The sequence below is a fragment of the Kurthia gibsonii genome, assembly GCF_006539985.1.
Classification (GTDB): Bacteria; Bacillota; Bacilli; order Bacillales_A; family Planococcaceae; genus Kurthia; species Kurthia gibsonii.
This window is the reverse complement of the sequence record NZ_BJOB01000006.1, coordinates 44,640-62,712: the sequence shown is the minus strand read 5'-3', so window position 1 is coordinate 62,712 and position 18,073 is coordinate 44,640. Positions and strand designations below refer to the sequence as shown.

Genomic DNA, 18,073 nt, shown 5'->3' with positions numbered 1-18,073 from the left:
CACTTTATCTGTCGCTTTGTTTGTTTTTTTCTTCCCCTTTAGAATATACGTAAAAATCATATCTTTCGTTTTAAAATATTTATTATTCGCATAAACATAAACATTTAAGGACGAACCACGTTCTTTAGCATAGTAAGGCAGTCCCGCATGTTTTTTCCTTTAAACTTTTTATAAGGATCACCAATCTTTGCGAGTGCATAAGGTAATTTATTTTGTGTCACTTGTTTTTTAACTTCTTGTAATGTGATGTTTTTTGTTTTTGCATCGGTATTTAGGGTAGTAAGGTTCATGATGCAGCATATGGCGATGAAAAGAACGATGATTTTTTTCATAGTAATAGCTCTTTTCTATTTAACTTCTAACTTACTTGAAGTTGATTTTAAAAACAATCTCATATTGGAAAAAGTCTTTATAAAAGAACTCGTGTATAATGAATGAAAATACGAATGTAGGGGGAACATATGGGCATCTATTTTGAGTCAATGGAGATGTTTCAAAAAGATGGTGGTTTAAAACAAACAACGATTACAGCGAAACAATTACTACCAGCGATAGTTACACATATGAAGCGTGGCGACCGTCAGTTTTCACTCTACTTACAAGGACGTCTACCGAAGTCTGTACCAGATTTATTACAGGAAGCTTTTTCACTACTGCATTTACAAGAGCCTTTTTATACGCAACATTGTGCGAGACAGGAGAGTTCGTTCAAATATGTATCGAAGAACCGTATTAAGATGAATTTTTCGATGACTTATCGTATGACGAGAGAAGAACAACAATGGGTGATACAAGAGATTCAATTAATTTTAAAAGACCTCATAACGAATACGATGAGTGATGTGGAAAAAGTGATTGCTGTTCATGACTATATTGTACGCAATCACCAATATGAGATGAATACGACTGGTTCACCGTTTACGGTCTATACATTTATGCATGAGAAGCAGGGCGTCTGTATGGCGTATGCACTACTGTTCGAAAAAATGATGGAAGAGCTAAAAATTCCTTGTTATTACGTTATTGGTCAAGCGGACGGTGAGAGTGATTTAGGACATGCATGGAATATGGTGAAATTGGATGACGCTTGGTATCATATCGATGCGACGTGGGATGATGTCGGTTCGAAAATGAAGAACCATGAAATTCGCTATCGCTATCTGCTCCGTTCAGATGCTTTTATGAAAAAAGATCATCAGTGGAATGAAGCGAATTACCCGCAATGTTTGAGCGAGCGTTATCAATACTTTACGAACCTTTATGATGTCGCATCACATGGTAAAAACATCTACTATCCAAAACCAAAGACTGCTTCACTCATGTCCTTCGATATTGTATCGAGAACTGAGACACTTCATTTAGAAGAACGTGTGCAGTTTTGTACGTTTGAACAGGGGCGACTCTATATGAGCTGTGTGGACCGCGATTGGCATCTATATGCTTTTGAAGTTGATACAAAACAATTAATATGTGTCGAAGAACGCCAAGTACAGTCGATTCATCAGACGATTCATGAAACGATTGTTCACTTCCATCAAGGAGAACCCATTTACTTAAAAGAACGTGCAACAATCGAACCAAAGCCCGTACCAGAAGCACATGAAGTCATACTTACAGGGTATGGAAATAGCTGGTTTGGCGAATATAAAGGGAAGGCAAAACCACTTCGCTTCATTAGTGATGAAGGGTTGGAGCTGCTTATTGCCGATGCCTACAAACAAGTAACCGTCGATTTCTTATGTCATGACTCGCTGCAAATTCAGTTAACAGCGAACCAAAAACCATTAAAAGCAGAACACCCTGTCATCGTGACACTACCACCCGATATTGCGACACGCGTCGGTCGAAAAGTATTAGAAATTGAAGAAGATTTTGAAATGGTGTTGTGACATAAGTGTAAAAATAGCATTCTAAATGAGCATAAAAAAACTGGAATCACGCTATGGCGCGGTTCCAGTTTTTCGTTTCGAACGCTAACAAGGGAAGTGATATGTTTTGTTCCAACCTGTTGTATAGTGTCATTCACTTTTTTTAGCGAAGTGTCTATGTAGACGATAAGCACAAATTTGTTGTACCCATTCAAAGAGAATGTTTTCAGATTCTTTCGGTATATCAATAAGAAAGGCAAAAGAGCCATTTTCGAATGTAGCAAGACCTTTACTACTTGATGCCCATTTTGTCATGGGCATTTGTTCAATGCGACGAATGATTTGATTGAAGTCAGTAGGAATGGCTTCGATTTGCTTGCGAGAAGGTTCTTCTAAGTAAGCAATAAATGACGGTGCTACTTCTTCTGCTGTCATCGGTTTGTACCAATTGCTTGCACCGCGTTCTAGCATAGCTTGTAAAAGAACCATTTTATAGCTTCGTGACATATTCGTTTTTTCGACTTCAAGTAATAATTTTTCAAAGGAGATGAAGACTTCTTTTTCAATAGCATCTAATTCGTCTAGAGCATTTAAAAAATGAATATATGTACCATACTCCTTTGTAATCGGTACGTCGTCAATTCCACATTGTAAGTAAAACTCAAGGTAAGTAGGTGTACGTCCTAAATCATACTGCATATCTCGAAAAGCTTGTTCGATTTGTTGGCGTTTTGTCAGTTTCTTTCGTAAGATTTCTTGCAGTAAATCAATCACTTCTAAGTCGAAATGTAATACAATCTCTGTATTTTCAATGGCAATGTGTGGTTGAATAGACGTACTTTCTAACTTAGGAGATAGCCACTTCAGCTTTTTCTCTGCATGACGATAATTACCGATAAAATCAATTACAACACATTGTTTTTTCTGATCAGCTAAACGTAAACCACGCCCAATTTGTTGTGTGAAAATAGTAGATGATTCTGTCGGGCGGATAAATAGAAGTGTATCGACTTTTGGAATATCGACACCTTCATTGAATAAATCAATTGTAAATAGAATATCAAGATTACCTGAATCTAATCGATCACGCATTAATTTACGTTCTTTGGAAGTATGTTGTCCGGTCAATGTAGCAGCAGAGACACCTTTTTCCTGAAAGAATTTTGCTAGTCGGGTCGCTTGTTGAATAGAAGAACAAAATCCAACTGTACGTGTTTGTTTCAATTTAGACCATTGATCAAATACTTGTTGCATGGTATTTTGCTTTGTCTGTTGTTCAAATAATTCATATTCATCATATTTTGAACCCGACCATCTGATCTGACTATAATCAACCGTATCTTTTACACCATAATATTGAAAAGGAGTAAGCCACTTTTTTGCAATGGCTTCTAAAAAGTGAATTTCAATCGCCACATTTCCATCACAGAGTGCATAGATATCCTTATTATCTAAACGATCGGGTGTCGCAGTAATACCTAATAAAAAAGAAGGATCAAAATGTTTTAATAGTTTTTGATAAGTAGTAGCGGCAGCATGATGAAATTCGTCTACAATAATTAAATCAAAATGTTTAGCATCAAATGAAGCAAGATGATGTGGTTGAGCAAGTGTATAAATAGATGCAAATATCATATCTGATTCCATATCTTTAAGGTAGCGATTAAATTCACCAACTGAGCGGTCAGGATAAATATGCTCAAATGCTTTTTTTGCTTGATATAAAATTTCTTCTCGATGTGCCACGAATAAAATACGCTTAAATGATTTTGCGAAAAAAGCAGCCAAATATGTCTTACCTAAACCTGTCGCAAGAACAACTAGTGCTTTTTGATATCCTTGAGCTTGTGTATCATATAGAGCTTGTAATGCAAGTTGTTGAGCGGGTCTTGGTGAAAGTACTGCTTCTTCTGAAGAATGGTTATCAAATATGACACGATTATAGTCGTTAGCTTCATACATTAATTGAATTTCTTCTTCTGTTTCCCATCGTTGTATTAATGGAAGTGCTTTTTTGTTTTGCTCATAAATTGAACGATATTGATGAATAGAAAAAGAATTAACGGACACAGTATTTTCTTCATAAAATAATTCTGAGAATGCATGTAAAGCTTCCTCATAAATCGTTGGTTCAACAACTTGTAAATTCCACTCAACTCCTGTAGTAAGAGCAGATTTAGATAAATTTGATGAACCGACAATTACATGACAACCTGTATCTGATTGGTATAGATAAGCTTTTGGATGAAATGATTGATTCGATGTTTGAAATAGGCGAATATCTGCTTTTGGTAATTCATTATGAAGCATTGCGAGTGCATCAGGTTGTGTAATGGATAAGTAATCACCTACTAAAATTTGAATTTCAGCACCTTGTTCCATTGCGAATTTTAATGTGTCGATTGTTTTTTGTACACCGGATACCATAGCGAATGCGATGATCCAATGAATTTGTTTGGATTGTTTATTGAGTGTATTCAATTCTTCTATTAAATTTTGTGTAATTAACTTCATCGATCTTCCACTTCAATAAGGTATATACCTTCTTCAAAACCGCCACGTTTATTTTTTTTAGCTATTCGAATCTGTTCAAGATCTTCAAATGTGTGATTTTGTACACGTAGAGCAGCGTGAAGTAATTCTAAAATATCAGCCATTTCCTCTAAAGCATCATGTGTATTAGTTGTTTCGTCGAATTCTTTTACTTCTTCATATAATTTTTTCTTAATCTCTACTAGATGTTCCTCTGGTTTTAATAAACGAGACTCATAACGTAAACCATCTTTTTGAATGATGTTTAAAATATTGTCACGCACAAGTTTGTTATATACGGGCATCATAATCACCTCTTTTAATTGATAGTAGTATAATAACGTGCATTTCCAATATATACAATTTAAAATCTTTTTCTTTACCATTATGGTCATATTTCGTCCAATACAAACTCTATACTGTAAAAGAAGGTAGATATTACAAATAAACGAAGTGAGGTTTTTAGATGTTTGACCAATTAAAAGCAGGGTTTATGAACTTCAAAGAAAAGAAGGCAGTGGATTTACCATTAAATGCGTCTGTATTCGAAAAGATTTTAGAGCGTCAATCTATTGAAGGGGTAGAGGATCTTCAAGTGAAGATTGAGGAAGGGTTTCTTATTTTAGAAGGGGATACGAAAGTGAAGAAATTTGGTATATCGAAAAACGTTCACTTTACGCTTTCTTTAAAGCCTGTTCATGCAGAGGGGCGTACGCTACAGTTTGAGTTAAAAAAGATGAAGCCGCTTGATTTTAGTGCAGTGCATAAAAAAATTTTTCATAAACCGCCCGTTGTGACATATGATGAGCGTATGATTCAGATTGATCTTAATGCATTTGATAAGGTGAAGGCTATTCCCATTGGAAACATTAAAAAATTTGCGATTCAAGATAAGCAGTTTATTGTATCCATTGGTTTATAAATAAGAGGAGGGAATTCAAATGAAAAAAATTCTAAGTATGGTATTTGTTCTAATGCTAGTTAGTAGTGTATGGACAACACAAGCTTCTGCAGCTTCATATGATCGTGCAAAAACAGCGAAAACAGTCAAAGTGTATGTGAAGGCTGGTACATCTTATAAAGTAGCGTACACTGTACCAAAAGGCAAAGCAGTTAAAGTAATCGGTGGCGTGGATGTAGGTTGGGATCAATACTATTGGCTGATTGCGAATCAGTTTGGATTTTATAAAATCACATACAAAAATAAAAAAGGTTATGTGGCTCAAGGTAATTTAAATTTTACAAGTGCTTATAGTTGGGTTCCAGGCGTAAAAGCAAAAGCGAAGAAATATGCAAAAAGTTACGCAGATAACGATCCATACCGTTTTGTGAAAAGTAAAAAATACGGTAAAGATGGTTACTATAGCATTCAGCACAAATGGAATGGTACATGGTATACAATCGGACGTGTGAATTGTAAAACAGGTGCGATTCATGGGTAAAAGAAAATACATTTTATTTTTCCTAATTGGCTTATTAATATGGGGAAGTGGAAACAGTCCGATTTCAACTGTCGAAGCAAAAGTAAAATATAATCATGAAAAATATAAACGCTCAAGTACGTATAAAACATATGTTTTTAAAAGTTATGAAAAAGGTAAAAAAGCTAAAATTGTCACATATCGTTATATGTTAAAAGGTCCTTACAAAGATATGTGGAGAATTAATAATGAAAACTGGTATGTTGATTATGGCAGCGATTCAACAGGTGTCTATGGCACAGCTGTTTATAAGCACAAAACGGGTGAACGTATTATAAGTTCTCAAATTTTACCGCGAAATTTAAAAAAGGGTGCGAAAGGTTATATGGGCGATGCTGCTTATAATGATCGTCATAAATATAAAGTTTTATCCACAAATACAACAGTTCGAACACCAGCAAAAACTTTTAAAAATGTATTGAAAATTTGGATTTCAACACCAGATTTAAGCATGCAGTCTATAGATTACTATGCTAAAGGCTATGGCATGATTAAAAGCGAAGACATAAATGAAGGTGAAATTACAAAGTCATCTGAATTAGTAGCTTTAAAAAAATAAATAAAAAACATCTTGTATGTGGTAAAGCATACAGGATGTTCTTTTTTTATTACAATACTTTTTCAATTGCTTGTTCTAAATCAAGTAGTGAATCAGTTGGTTCGAAGCGTGAAATCACTTGACCATTTGCATCGACTAAGAATTTTGTGAAGTTCCAGCGAATATTACGTCCAATTAAATAGTCTGGGTAATCACGTTTTACGCGGTCCATGACCATCATCTCTTGCATATTTGATTGATCGACATCGCGTACATCGACTTCGTGTTTTAAGTAATTGAATAGTGGAGCAGTGCGTTCACCATTCACTTCAATTAAATCAAATACAGGATACTCTACGCCAAAGTGAGTTTTACATGTTGTCATCGTTGTGACACCATCTTCAGGGTTTTGTTCACCGAACTGATTCGTTGGGAAGGCGAGTACAACGAAGTCGCGATTTTTATATTTTTCATAGAGCTTTTGTAAGTCTTCGTATTGATATGTAAACATACATTGACTTGCGGAATTGACGATTAACATTGTTTTTCCACGATAAGTTTCCATCGATAAAATTTCACCGTTCGGTTTCTTTACTAAATAATTATAAATACTCATAAGTAAGTAGTCCTCCTTCTATATAGGGTTTTTTATACTGTTATTATATAAGAAAATAAAACAAAAGAACGAATGATTTGATTTGAAAAGAAAAACTGGGATTTGTGTGCAATAGTTATTTAAGATTATTTTTAAAAGAAAATAATACTGTTTTACTTATTTAACTGCTAAAATTTTTGTGAAATCATTTTTTATGTGAATCATAAATATTAAAAATAACTTTTTTTGTTGTTTTTAATTCAAAAATAGTTCGATCATTAGATATAAAGTCCTTTTTTGAGGGAAAAAATGTTATAATTATTTTAGTTATATATTTTTTTGATGGTCATATAACGACCATTGACCTATGTAAGATAGAGTGTAAAGAGGTGATGTTATGAGTCGAGAAAAAGAATCACAAATACATCGTATTTTATCGATGTATGATCGACTGGAAAAAGGTGAAAAACTTGTAAAGAAGGAAGAATCTCAAAGATTCCAAACGAGTGATAAATCAATTCAACGTGATATTAATCATATTAGAAGGTTTTTAGAGTTGGAAAAAAATAATGCATACTTAGACTATAATCGTAAAGAAAAGGTGTATCAATTAAGTGTAGGAGACGATGAAAGTCACTTAAATAGTCATCATATTTTAGCGATTTTAAAAGTTTTAATGGATTCAAGGGCATTTAAAAAAGATGAGATGGACAGCATTGTAAGTAAGTTATTAATGCTTGTAAATAAAAAGGATCAAGAAATTTTAAAGAAAATGACAGGGAATGAAAGACTTCTCTATACCGATTTATCGCATGGGCAAGCAGTGATTGAAAAAATCTGGACGTTATCAGAGCATATCCAGAATCAACACATCATGACGATTACATATCAGCGTGAACTAGCAGACGCTGAAAAAGAGCATCTTGTTAAACCGGTTGGCATTATTTTTTCAGAGTACTATTTCTATTTACTTGCATACCCTGCAAATAAAGAAATTGATTATCCAATTATTTACCGAATTGATCGTATTAAGTCGATTAAAGCGGAACAGGTATCTTTCAAAATCCCTTATTCAGAACGATTCCAAGAGGGAGAATTCCGTAAACGTGTGCAGTTTATGTATACAGGAGATTTATTAAAAGTGAAGTTTAAGTTCACAGGAGCTTCTAAACAAGCTGTATTAGATCGTTTACCAACAGCGAAAGAGGTCATGGCGATTGATGATGGTTGGATTTTTGAAGCAGAAGTGTTCGGTAAAGGAATTAAAATGTGGTTAATGAGTCAAGGTGAACATGTAGAGGTATTAGAGCCGAAAGCATTCCGTGAGGAGTTTTTAAAAACATTTGAACATTTATATGAGATATACCAACCAGTCAAGTAAGGCGTGTTATTTATGATGAATAGGGAATAACTTGTAAAAACGAGGTGTTGCCTGTGCATCAGCGAAAAGAAGGTATTCTTAATAAAAAGTCTGTCACGATTGTGGGCATTATTGTGCTTGTATTAGCTGTGATATGGTTATTTTATTTAAAGAATACATCGTATGAAAAGCCCGAGCAGGCGATTCGTGCAGCTGAAAAGAATTTAACATTGATTCCTGCTCATCAGACAGACAACCAAGCACTGTACTTTTTTGTGAAGGATGACCATAAGTATGGTGTAACCTACGCTCAAAAAGGGATGTGGGGTTGGAAAACACGTGGTATTATTTGGACAAAAATTCATGATGATCGAAATAGTTACGAAAAGCTAACAGGTTATCAAGAATACGAAGGACAGCTTATGTATGGTCTATTGAAAAATACAAAAAATCGCGCTATCTACTTTAATAAACAACAAGCAACATTTTTAAATTTAGATGAGTTGCCAAAAGAAGTTGTAAAAAAATATCGTTTGGAAGGTATGGCGATTTGGTATTTAGAGCATGATGCGGTAATCGAGAAAGGTGTGCTTCGTCTTGTCGATACAAAGACGAATAAGACGATTCATCGGATTGTCATTAAATAGGTTACTTTGCGAATAGCTTTCAAAGCTTTATAATATAAGTAACGACTATGTTAAAGGAGTTTATGATGAATACACGTTATAAAATTACACGTTTAAATGAGCAAGAGGAGCCAATTTTAACATTGGAAGATTTCCAACAATTCTTTTCTACACAACCTGATTTTACGTATGAAGATGCATTTGTGTCACGCAACCAAGAAGGCGTTGAGATGAGGATCAAAGGTGACTTTTTTATGTGGCATGTCGATCAAGTGAAAGTACCATTTCGTTTCTTCGATGGGGAACTCTATGTAGCAATTTCCCATCCAGTCATAGAAGAAAAGATGAAAGAAATTGCGGCTGCACTTGATGCAGTATATGTAGAAGGCTAGGATAAAGAAGAGGAGGTATCGCGATGGCGATACCTCCTCTTCTATTTATTTTTTAGATGGTTTGAAGTCATATAGAATACTACCTGGTTGGAATTTTGCAGCAACCATTGTTCTTTTGCCTGTTTTGGGATTAATTCGATAAGTATAAATCATATAACCAAAAGTTTCAGCATTGTCATACTGTGCAACTTTAATTAAGTTTTTACCAGCATAGATAGGCTTTACAGTAGACCCAAATGCATTTTTAGCTTTTTTTAACTTTCCATTATACATATAGTATAAAGAATAGGTATGATTATTTGAACTGAAAGATTCTTTAATATACAAAAATTGCGGCGTTCCTTTTTTTGACGGAATTACACCTATATTTTTATGTGTACGATTAAATTCTTTTTTTGTTTTTAACGTTGTTTTTTTATTATTTACATAGAATAAGAATGTGCCTTTATAAAGTACATCACCTTCTATAAAACCAGCCCATGTATAGTCTACAATCTCTTTTTTCGCATTATTCGAACGCAGAGAAACAGTATATTTTTTACCTGTAGCCGATTTAATCGTTGTTTTGTAATATGTCTTTGTTGCTTTTGCATCTGCAAGAGTTGGCGCAAGTGTACCAAACATCACGCATATAAGAAGAGCAGTTAAAAGTTTTTTCATAAAATCGCCTCCGGATTACTTTTTATTCACTTTCAGTGTGTAATATTTATATGAACCAAACTGTTCAAATTTATAGGTGTATGTGTAGGGATTGAAGAAAGAAAGGGTTGGGCTGGCTTTTACGAATCCTTTTCGTTCAATATAGTTTTGCATTGCCTTGGCACGTTTTGCGTCGTAGAATGTGTACGTGTCAAAATACGAACCTTGGAATGCGTAATCTTTGCCTTTATGAATATTCGTAAAATAAGAACGTAATTGTTTTTCGGTCTTTCCTATATTCAAATACATAAAAGGTACATAGTATTTTTTTCCTTTATACGTAATAGGAATTAAATTTTGGGCAGAAGAAATATTTTTTGTAGCTTTTGGGGTTTCGTTTGATGTGAATAGTGTTCCTTTTTTATTCGTCAAACGAGTTGAAGTCGCTTGGAAACTTCTTTTCGCATAGCCATATAAGTTTGCTTGATCTGCATAGTAATACCATGTTTTCTTTTTTAACGCTTTGGATTTTGGGATATAACCCGTTTTTGTTCCAATTTTCACTTTGTAATAAGTTGCAGATGCTTTCGATGTTGTTGTGAATTTTTGGTTCTGTTTTAATGTAGTTAATTTCGTAGATGACTTGCTTTGTTTTGCATATAAATACGTATCAGGCTTTGCATAATAAGTAGTCGATTTGGCGTTGACTTGCGCGGAAAAGAATAAAGACCCTGCTAAAATGATGAATAGACTCCAAGTTAATTTTAATTTCATTTTGTCTAAAACCTCCAATCCATCCTATTATACCCTAATGAATACGAAAGGTAATATATGGATTAAATCCTATTTTGACATTGAATCATATTGAAAAAAAGAGTAGTTTAACGCGAAAAAATGATATTTTAATCAAAAATGTAATAAATTGGATTTCTGAAGTGTGCATTAAAATGTACAGGACGAATGGTATCGTTGTCTTATAGGAGGGGATTATATGCAGTCTCAAACAAAAGTTATTTATTGTGATACATGTCATAAAAAAATTAAAAAAGTTCGGATAGGCGATGCGATTTTGCCTCATCAAGTAAGTGATTTGCTTCCACAACAATGCAAAGTTTGTAAGGTGAAGGCGATGATAAAAGGCACAAAAAAACCCGAATGATTGGCATTCGGGTTTCATACATTAGATTACCTCACTCGCTAGTACAGCTTCCACCATACCGCGTGCTTCTTCAACTGATTTGGTTTGCATTAAGCTATTGCGTAACTCAGCTGCGCCGCTAAATCCACGTACATAGATTTTAAAGAAGCGATGTAGATGATTATAAGGGCGTTGTGTTTCTTCTGCATATTTTTCATATAGTTCAAGTTGTAACAATAGAAGATTTAAATATTCTTCTACACTGCGTTCGCGTGGATCTTCGCTAAATGCGAATGGGTTTGTGAATACTCCACGGCCAATCATGACACCATCAATGCCGTATTTTTCAGCTAATTCTAAGCCGACTTTACGATCAGGAATGTCACCATTAATCGTTAATAATGTATTCGGTGCAATCTCATCGCGTAATTGTTTGATTTCAGGAATCAAATCCCAGTGAGCAGGCACTTTACTCATCTCTTTACGTGTGCGTAAATGAATCGTTAAGTTCGCGATATCTTGTTTTAAAACATGTGTTAACCATTCGCGCCATTCATTCACATCTGTATAACCAAGACGTGTTTTTACGCTAACTGGTAATCCACCAGCTTTTGCGGCTTGGATAATTTCCGCAGCTGTTTCAGGGTGATTAATCAGACCTGAACCTTTACCACGTGAAGCGACATTCGCCACAGGACAACCCATATTCAAGTCGACCCCTTTAAAGCCCATCTCTTTCATACCAATGCTCATCTCTTTGAACATCTCTGGTTTATTTCCCCAAATATGTGCAACAAGAGGTTGTTCATCTTCTGTATAAGTAAGACGACCGCGTACACTATAAATGCCTTCTGGGTGGCAGAAGCTCTCTGTATTTGTGAACTCAGTAAAGAACACATCAGGACGACCTGCTTCACTAATTACATGACGGAATACAACGTCTGTTACGTCTTCCATCGGTGCTAATATAAAAAATGGCTTCGGTAAATCTTGCCAAAAGTTTTCTGATTGCTTACTCATCGTATCTTCTCCTTGCATACATCTATAAAATTTTCACTATCCTAAATAGTATCATTTATTCGCGCATCCTGCACAAAAATAATCTTCGTAAAATCAGAATTTAAAAATCTTCTTTATCTTGTTATCTGACAAGACAACTTACGTGCGATGTTTGAATAAAGGTGATATGTTAATAACCATAAAAAAAAGGGTACTTTATTTAAAATTACAATTATTTATGATAGTAAAAATCTTACGAAATGACATTTTTTATAAAATATAAATTTTGTAAAGAGGTGTTCGATTTGGGAAAACTGAATAAAAAAATCTTTATCCCGTTATTTGTATTATTATTACTTGTCATTAGTGTAGGCGTATTTTCAATGAGGGCCGACTATACAAGTGCAGAGTTATTTGATGCAAAGCACGAGTTTTCATATGGTGAACAGGCGAATCAAGACTTAAAAATTTATCAAAAAGGGTTAAAAAAGGGAGAGAAAACGCCTGTTGTACTGTATATACATGGCGGTGGTTGGTATGCAGGAGATAAAGCGAATGTAGGTAAAAAACCAGGTTATTTTAATAAAAAGGGTTACACCTTTATTTCGATGAATTACCGCTTATCACCGGTAGGTAATTATGAAGACCAAGCAAGTGATGTAGCAGCTGCGATGAAGTGGATTGTCGATCATGCAGATCAATATCATTTAGATGCCAATCAAATTACATTGATGGGGCATTCAGCAGGAGGACATTTAGCTTCTTTAGTTGCACTTGACCCACGCTATCTAAAAGAAGTAGGATTACCACTTCATACGATATGCGGTGTTATTAATATTGAAGGACCACTTGATATGAGCGACTTTATTAAAGAAGTTCCAAAATATAAATCAGTTTACGGAAAAAATCCAAATGTATGGAAAGCAGCTTCACCTAGTACTTATCTTGGTCAACAAGCAGTTCCGCCGATGTTAATTATCTCAAGAGAGGACGCAGCAACTACGAAATTCGTAAAAGCTGCAAAAAAATTAGGTGAACCAGTTGATTTATTAACAACACATGAATTATCACATTCGGACTTAACGGGTTTGATTGGAACGAATGAAAATGCAGAAGCGATTCAAGTGACAAATGCAGTGACAAAATTCTTGCAAGCAAATCAACCAAATACATTCAAATAAACAAACATTACAGCAAACTAGTGCATACATTGTCTAGTTTGCTTTTTCATTATTGAAAAGGGTATAAGTGCAAATGATTGTAGAAGGAATCTTTATAAATCAAAGGAGGAAATTGTATGTCTTAGTCAGAATAAACGAATGAATGGATTGAAAAAAGAAAACAATATATTGTACGTGGTGTAAGTAATGGGAATTTAGCGATTGTCAAAAGGCGCAACGGTTACGGATTTAGGTGGTAAACAGTAGAGTGATTTTGTATCTATGATTGGTGTATTAAATGTTGGGCATAATCACCTGGAAGTTGTAGCTGCTGTAAAAGAGCAAGCAGAGAAGTTTTTATTACCTAGGTTTAATGTACATGAAGAAAAGTTATGTGAAAAAGAGTTGGTCATTTTAGGTCGAGCATTTGAAGAAGTGGCGAAATAATGAAAGGACACGTATAACATCAAAACGAAATCGCATTGTGTGAAGCGATTTCGTTTTTTTTTAAAGCCTATAGATTTATATTTAAATACAGCGCGCCAGTCGTTGAATGGCTTCATCTACTTCCTCCATTTGAATATTTGCGAAACCAATCACGAGTAATCGGTTACGCTGAATAAGTGGTAATGGATTCAATGAAAAACGTTTTAATGTATAAAGTTCTAACTTCTCTTGTTGTGCTGCTTGTTCGATTTCTTCATAAGATTTTGATGTAGGTACTTCAATTAAAAAGTGAAGTCCAGCAGGAATATCGTAAATCACAAGATTACGCGTCAAATTGTTAGAGAGTGCTTCAATTAATGTGGTTCGAATTTCTTCGTAATGTTTCGTCATCTTTCGAATATGTTTTTCATATTGCCCACTCTCGATAAATTCATTCAACGTATAAAGTGCTAAATTATTCGCTGGTTGAATCTCAAGTGGAAAAGCTTCTTGATAAGCTGCCAATAGTTTTGTTGGAAGTACCATATAACTAATACGCATTCCAGGTAACAATGTTTTTGAGAACGTCCCCATATAAATGACTTTTCGGTTATAATCCAAACTTTGAAGCGAAGGAACATTGTCTGTTTGATATTTGAACTCACTGTCATAATCATCTTCTATAATATAGCGTTGTTCATCGCGTGAAGCCCAGTTGAGTAATTCAACACGTCTTGAAATCGGCATAATAATACCTGTTGGAAACTGATGAGAAGGTGTCGTGATGACAAACTGTGCATTCGTCTGCTCAATATACTTTACATCAATCCCGTGATCATCAAGTGGAATGAGGTGTGTTTTAAACTGATGTCGCTGTAGAAGTTGATAGTATCTTGCATAGCCCGGATTCTCAACTGCAAAAGCTGTTTTAGTTGTCTGCAACATTAAGAGACGCTCCATTAACCCCTGACTCGTTGCGTGAATAATAATTTGTTCAGGTTCACATTTGACACCACGCGTCGCATAAATAAAATTCGCAATATTTTTCCGTAGTATGTAAGGTCCCTGTGTATGTGGCATTTCACTTAATTCATCCATATGTTCCTCATAAATTTTCGCCTGACAATTCAGCCACTTACGAAAGGGGAATAATTTCGGATTCGCATTCATATGAGAGAGCGAAATCCATCCCTCACGCGAACTTTCTTCTTCTCTTAATATTTCAGGGAATGAGGGCGTAATCTGGTCGTTAATATCAAAGCGCTGAATTTCCTCTACAAAATAGCCGAGTCGTTCAATTGTATAAATATATCCTTCAGCCAAAAGCTGGTCGTAAGCTGTCGCAACTGAATTCGTACTAACAGCAAGTGATTTTGCGAGTTCACGTTTTGGTGGTAATTTGTGATGTGCACGCACTTGATGGGTTAAGATTTGTTCTTTAATTTGACGATAAATTTGTTGGTAAATAAAGCGACCTTTTCCTTTTGAGTCCACTTGAATCTGCAATCTTATCACCTCTGGTACCTTTTTTTTATAAACTTGGTGCTTTTTATTGTACCAAAAAAGGGCATAATTAAAAAAAGAAACGAAGGAGGAAATGAAATGTTACAAACAAATCAAACAAAAGAATTAGTTGAAAAACGTAAGCAATACGTAGTACAAGGGGTAAGCAACGGAAATCTTGCGGTTGCGAAAGAAGCAAAAGGGGCAACAATCGTCGATATTGAAGGAAATGATTGGATTGATTTCGCAGCAGCTATTGGTACATTAAATGTAGGACATAGCCATCCGAAAGTAGTATCAGCTGTCAAAGACCAAGTAGAAAAATTCTTACATCCTGGCTTTAATGTCATCATGTATGACTCATATATTCGTTTAGCAGAAAAATTAGCAGAAATTACACCAGGAAGTTTTGAAAAACAAGTCGTTTTATTAAACTCAGGTGCAGAAGCAGTTGAAAACGCAGTGAAAATTGCACGTAAATATACGAAAAAACAAGCCGTTGTAGCTTTTACAAACGGTTATCACGGTCGTACCAACTTAACAATGGGTATGACGTCAAAAGTAAAGCCTTATAAATATGAATTTGGACCATTTGCTCCTGAAATTTATAAAGCGCCTTATCCATACATGTACCGTAAACCAGAAGGCATTACAGATGAAGCTTATGTAGATCATATTATCGAGCAATTCCATGACTTCTTTATCTCGACAATTGCACCGGAGATGGTGGCGTGTGTTGTCATGGAACCAATTCAAGGTGAAGGTGGATTTATCGTACCGCCGAAAAAATTCGTACAAGCCGTTGCGAACTTCTGTAAAGAAAACAATATTGTTTTTGTAGCAGATGAAATTCAAACAGGTTTTGCACGTACAGGTACATTATTTGCGATTGAGCAATTTGATGTAGAGCCAGATTTAATGACGGTATCGAAATCACTAGCGGCAGGTCTACCACTTAGTGGGGTTGTTGGTCGTAAAGAGATGATGGAAGTTTCAACAGCAGGTGAATTAGGCGGTACATATGCAGGAAGTCCAGTAGCATGTGAAGCGGCACTTGCAGTAATTGATATTATTGAAGATGAAAAATTATGCGAAAAAGCACAAGTTTTAGGTGACAAGTTAACAAAACACTTACATGGCTATGCAGAAAAATATACATTTGTAGGCGATATTCGTGGTCTAGGTGCGATGGTAGCAGTGGAATTAGTAGATGAGCATAAAGCGCCAAATAAAGCAGCAGCAACAGCAATTGCAAAATATGCAAATGACAATGGATTACTGTTATTAACAGCAGGCATTAAAGGAAATGTCATTCGCTTCTTATCGCCACTTGTTATTACAGATGAAGAATTAGAAAAAGGTTTAGCGATTTTAGATCGTGCATTCGAAGCAGCAGCGAAGGAGGCGTAACCGATGACAACAATTCAAGTAACGAACCCTGCAACGGGTGAAATTATTCATACGCTAACAAGAAGTGAAGAAGCAGAAGTAGTTGAAAAAGTAGATCGTGCTAAAGAAGCTTACACGTCATGGAAGAAGTTAAGTGCGCATGAACGCTCTGCCCTTTTAATGAAATGGGCAGCGATGATTCGCACAAATCGCCAAGAACTAGGTGAACTCATCACATTAGAGAACGGAAAACCATTAGCAGAAGCGCTAGGTGAAGTAGACTACGCAGTGAGTTATATTGATTGGTATGCGGAAGAAGCGAAACGTGTATATGGACGTACGGTTCCAGCGCATGTACAAAATAAGCGTATTGTTGTAACGAAAGAACCAATTGGTGTCGTAGCAGCGATTACACCATGGAACTTCCCAGCAGCGATGATGACGCGAAAAGCAGCACCCGCACTCGCAGCAGGTTGTACATTCATTGTGAAACCAGCAGAGGAAACACCGCTGACAACAATTCGTTTAATCGAATTAGCGCATAAAGCGGGGATTTCAGAAGATGCTGTACAATATGTATTAGCTGATGCGCCAATGGTAGGCGACGTATTTACGTCACATCCAGCGATTCGTAAAATTACATTTACAGGTTCGACATCGATTGGTAAACTACTCATGCAAAAATGTGCGGATACAGTGAAGCATGCAACAATGGAATTAGGTGGTCATGCGCCAATTATTGTAGCAGAAGATGCAAATTTAGATTTAGCTGTACAGCAAACGGTTATGGCGAAGTTCCGTAATGCAGGTCAGACTTGTGTTTCACCGAATCGTCTCATCGTACATGAGAATATTGTAGAAGCATTTACAGAGAAGTTAGTAGAACATGTTCGTAAGTTGAAGATGGGTAATGGCTTAGAGGCAGGTGTGGATCTAGGTCCAATCATTAATAAAAAAGGCTTCGATAAAATCAAACAACAAATTGAAGAAGCAACTTCAAAAGGTGCGGAAGTTCTTTGCGGTAATCAATATGATTTTGATGATGAAAAAGGTTACTATTTCGTAGAGCCAACTGTCCTAACAAATGTGGATCTATCTTCTCAAATTATGCATGAAGAAACATTTGGGCCAGTCATTCCAATTACTACTTTTGAGTCATTTGATGAAGCAATTCAAATTGCGAATGATACGCCATATGGTTTAGCGACATACTTCTTCACAGAAAGCTATAAAACAGGACTATACTTCAGTGAAAACTTACAATATGGTATTGTCGGTTGGAATGATGGTGCGCCGTCTGGTGCGCATATTCCATTCGGTGGTATGAAGGAATCAGGTATTGGACGTGAAGGTGGTGTCGAAGGAATCGAGCCGTATTTAGAAACAAAATATATCTCAATAGGTTTATAAACCACATAACAAAGAGG

Annotated in this window: 20 protein-coding genes; 12 read left to right on the top strand and 8 right to left on the bottom strand. The window is 35.5% G+C overall.

Annotated elements, in window-relative coordinates:
* Window positions 1–104 precede the first annotated feature (104 nt).
* A complete protein-coding gene (locus tag KGI01_RS03220) occupies window positions 105–332 on the bottom strand; it encodes a hypothetical protein (RefSeq protein ID WP_141273221.1) in 228 nt (75 codons plus the stop codon).
* Window positions 333–461: 129 nt separating this feature from the next.
* Here KGI01_RS03220 and KGI01_RS03215 point away from each other — a divergent pair, with 129 nt between their 5' ends.
* Window positions 462–1,889 carry a transglutaminase domain-containing protein gene (locus KGI01_RS03215; RefSeq protein WP_141273219.1) on the top strand — a complete coding sequence of 476 codons (1,428 nt, stop codon included), beginning with the start codon at window positions 462–464 and terminating at the stop codon, window positions 1,887–1,889.
* 129 nt (window positions 1,890–2,018) lie between these two features.
* Here the strand turns inward: KGI01_RS03215 and KGI01_RS03210 are convergent, their stop codons facing one another.
* A complete protein-coding gene (locus tag KGI01_RS03210; protein WP_141273217.1) occupies window positions 2,019–4,382 on the bottom strand; it encodes a DEAD/DEAH box helicase family protein in 2,364 nt (787 codons plus the stop codon).
* Complete coding sequence (locus KGI01_RS03205; protein WP_141273215.1) at window positions 4,379–4,705, bottom strand: nucleoside triphosphate pyrophosphohydrolase; 327 nt, start codon at window positions 4,703–4,705, stop codon at window positions 4,379–4,381. Before KGI01_RS03205 ends, KGI01_RS03210 begins: the two co-directional genes overlap by 4 nt.
* 161 nt (window positions 4,706–4,866) lie before the next feature.
* On the opposite strand from KGI01_RS03205, the gene KGI01_RS03200 reads away from it, so the two are divergent.
* Genes KGI01_RS03200 through KGI01_RS03190 form a run of 3 tightly spaced genes read left to right on the top strand, consistent with a single transcriptional unit; the run spans window position 4,867 to window position 6,440 of the window.
* Window positions 4,867–5,322 carry a hypothetical protein gene (locus KGI01_RS03200; RefSeq protein WP_141273213.1) on the top strand — a complete coding sequence of 152 codons (456 nt, stop codon included), beginning with the start codon at window positions 4,867–4,869 and terminating at the stop codon, window positions 5,320–5,322.
* A gap of 19 nt (window positions 5,323–5,341) precedes the next feature.
* Window positions 5,342–5,842: an SH3 domain-containing protein gene (locus KGI01_RS03195; protein WP_141273211.1), complete on the top strand. Its 501-nt coding sequence runs from the start codon at window positions 5,342–5,344 to the stop codon at window positions 5,840–5,842.
* A complete protein-coding gene (locus KGI01_RS03190; RefSeq protein WP_141273209.1) occupies window positions 5,835–6,440 on the top strand; it encodes a hypothetical protein in 606 nt (201 codons plus the stop codon). Before KGI01_RS03195 ends, KGI01_RS03190 begins: the two co-directional genes overlap by 8 nt.
* Before the next feature lie 49 nt (window positions 6,441–6,489).
* On the opposite strand, the gene KGI01_RS03185 is transcribed toward KGI01_RS03190, so the two are convergent.
* A complete protein-coding gene (locus KGI01_RS03185; protein ID WP_141273207.1) occupies window positions 6,490–7,035 on the bottom strand; it encodes a glutathione peroxidase in 546 nt (181 codons plus the stop codon).
* Between the two features lie 376 nt (window positions 7,036–7,411).
* Here KGI01_RS03185 and KGI01_RS03180 point away from each other — a divergent pair, with 376 nt between their 5' ends.
* From KGI01_RS03180 to KGI01_RS03170, 3 genes are all read left to right on the top strand, one after another.
* Complete coding sequence (locus KGI01_RS03180; protein WP_141273205.1) at window positions 7,412–8,395, top strand: helix-turn-helix transcriptional regulator; 984 nt, start codon at window positions 7,412–7,414, stop codon at window positions 8,393–8,395.
* A gap of 53 nt (window positions 8,396–8,448) precedes the next feature.
* Window positions 8,449–9,021: an aspartyl-tRNA synthetase gene (locus tag KGI01_RS03175; RefSeq protein ID WP_141273203.1), complete on the top strand. Its 573-nt coding sequence runs from the start codon at window positions 8,449–8,451 to the stop codon at window positions 9,019–9,021.
* Between the two features lie 65 nt (window positions 9,022–9,086).
* On the top strand, window positions 9,087–9,392 hold the full coding sequence (locus KGI01_RS03170; RefSeq protein WP_121176947.1) for an excinuclease: 306 nt from the start codon (window positions 9,087–9,089) through the stop codon (window positions 9,390–9,392).
* 45 nt (window positions 9,393–9,437) lie between these two features.
* On the opposite strand, the gene KGI01_RS03165 is transcribed toward KGI01_RS03170, so the two are convergent.
* Window positions 9,438–10,052, bottom strand: coding sequence for a hypothetical protein (locus KGI01_RS03165; protein ID WP_141273201.1), 615 nt, complete (start codon window positions 10,050–10,052; stop codon window positions 9,438–9,440).
* Window positions 10,053–10,067: 15 nt separating this feature from the next.
* The gene (locus KGI01_RS03160) at window positions 10,068–10,805 is read right to left on the bottom strand and encodes a hypothetical protein (RefSeq protein ID WP_141273199.1); all 738 of its coding nucleotides are present in this window, start codon (window positions 10,803–10,805) and stop codon (window positions 10,068–10,070) included.
* 217 nt (window positions 10,806–11,022) lie between these two features.
* On the opposite strand from KGI01_RS03160, the gene KGI01_RS13775 reads away from it, so the two are divergent.
* Window positions 11,023–11,190, top strand: coding sequence for a hypothetical protein (locus tag KGI01_RS13775; protein WP_170214709.1), 168 nt, complete (start codon window positions 11,023–11,025; stop codon window positions 11,188–11,190).
* Window positions 11,191–11,211: 21 nt separating this feature from the next.
* Here KGI01_RS13775 and KGI01_RS03155 read toward each other — a convergent pair whose 3' ends face one another.
* Window positions 11,212–12,189, bottom strand: coding sequence for a tRNA dihydrouridine synthase (locus KGI01_RS03155; protein WP_141273197.1), 978 nt, complete (start codon window positions 12,187–12,189; stop codon window positions 11,212–11,214).
* Between the two features lie 284 nt (window positions 12,190–12,473).
* Here KGI01_RS03155 and KGI01_RS03150 point away from each other — a divergent pair, with 284 nt between their 5' ends.
* Entirely contained in the window at window positions 12,474–13,349 is an 876-nt protein-coding gene (locus tag KGI01_RS03150; RefSeq protein WP_170214708.1) for an alpha/beta hydrolase, read from the top strand.
* A gap of 261 nt (window positions 13,350–13,610) precedes the next feature.
* The gene (locus tag KGI01_RS03145) at window positions 13,611–13,775 is read left to right on the top strand and encodes an aminotransferase class III-fold pyridoxal phosphate-dependent enzyme (RefSeq protein ID WP_141273192.1); all 165 of its coding nucleotides are present in this window, start codon (window positions 13,611–13,613) and stop codon (window positions 13,773–13,775) included.
* Between the two features lie 81 nt (window positions 13,776–13,856).
* Here KGI01_RS03145 and gabR read toward each other — a convergent pair whose 3' ends face one another.
* Entirely contained in the window at window positions 13,857–15,269 is a 1,413-nt protein-coding gene (gene gabR / locus KGI01_RS03140) for a MocR-like transcriptional regulator GabR (RefSeq protein WP_373863110.1), read from the bottom strand.
* Window positions 15,270–15,356: 87 nt separating this feature from the next.
* Between gabR and gabT the strand changes: the two genes are divergently transcribed.
* Window positions 15,357–16,667, top strand: a complete 1,311-nt coding sequence (gabT, locus tag KGI01_RS03135) for a 4-aminobutyrate--2-oxoglutarate transaminase (RefSeq protein WP_141273188.1) — start codon at window positions 15,357–15,359, stop codon at window positions 16,665–16,667.
* A 3-nt stretch (window positions 16,668–16,670) separates the two neighbouring features.
* Window positions 16,671–18,056: an NAD-dependent succinate-semialdehyde dehydrogenase gene (locus tag KGI01_RS03130; protein WP_141273186.1), complete on the top strand. Its 1,386-nt coding sequence runs from the start codon at window positions 16,671–16,673 to the stop codon at window positions 18,054–18,056.
* The last annotated feature ends 17 nt before the right edge of the window (window positions 18,057–18,073 follow it).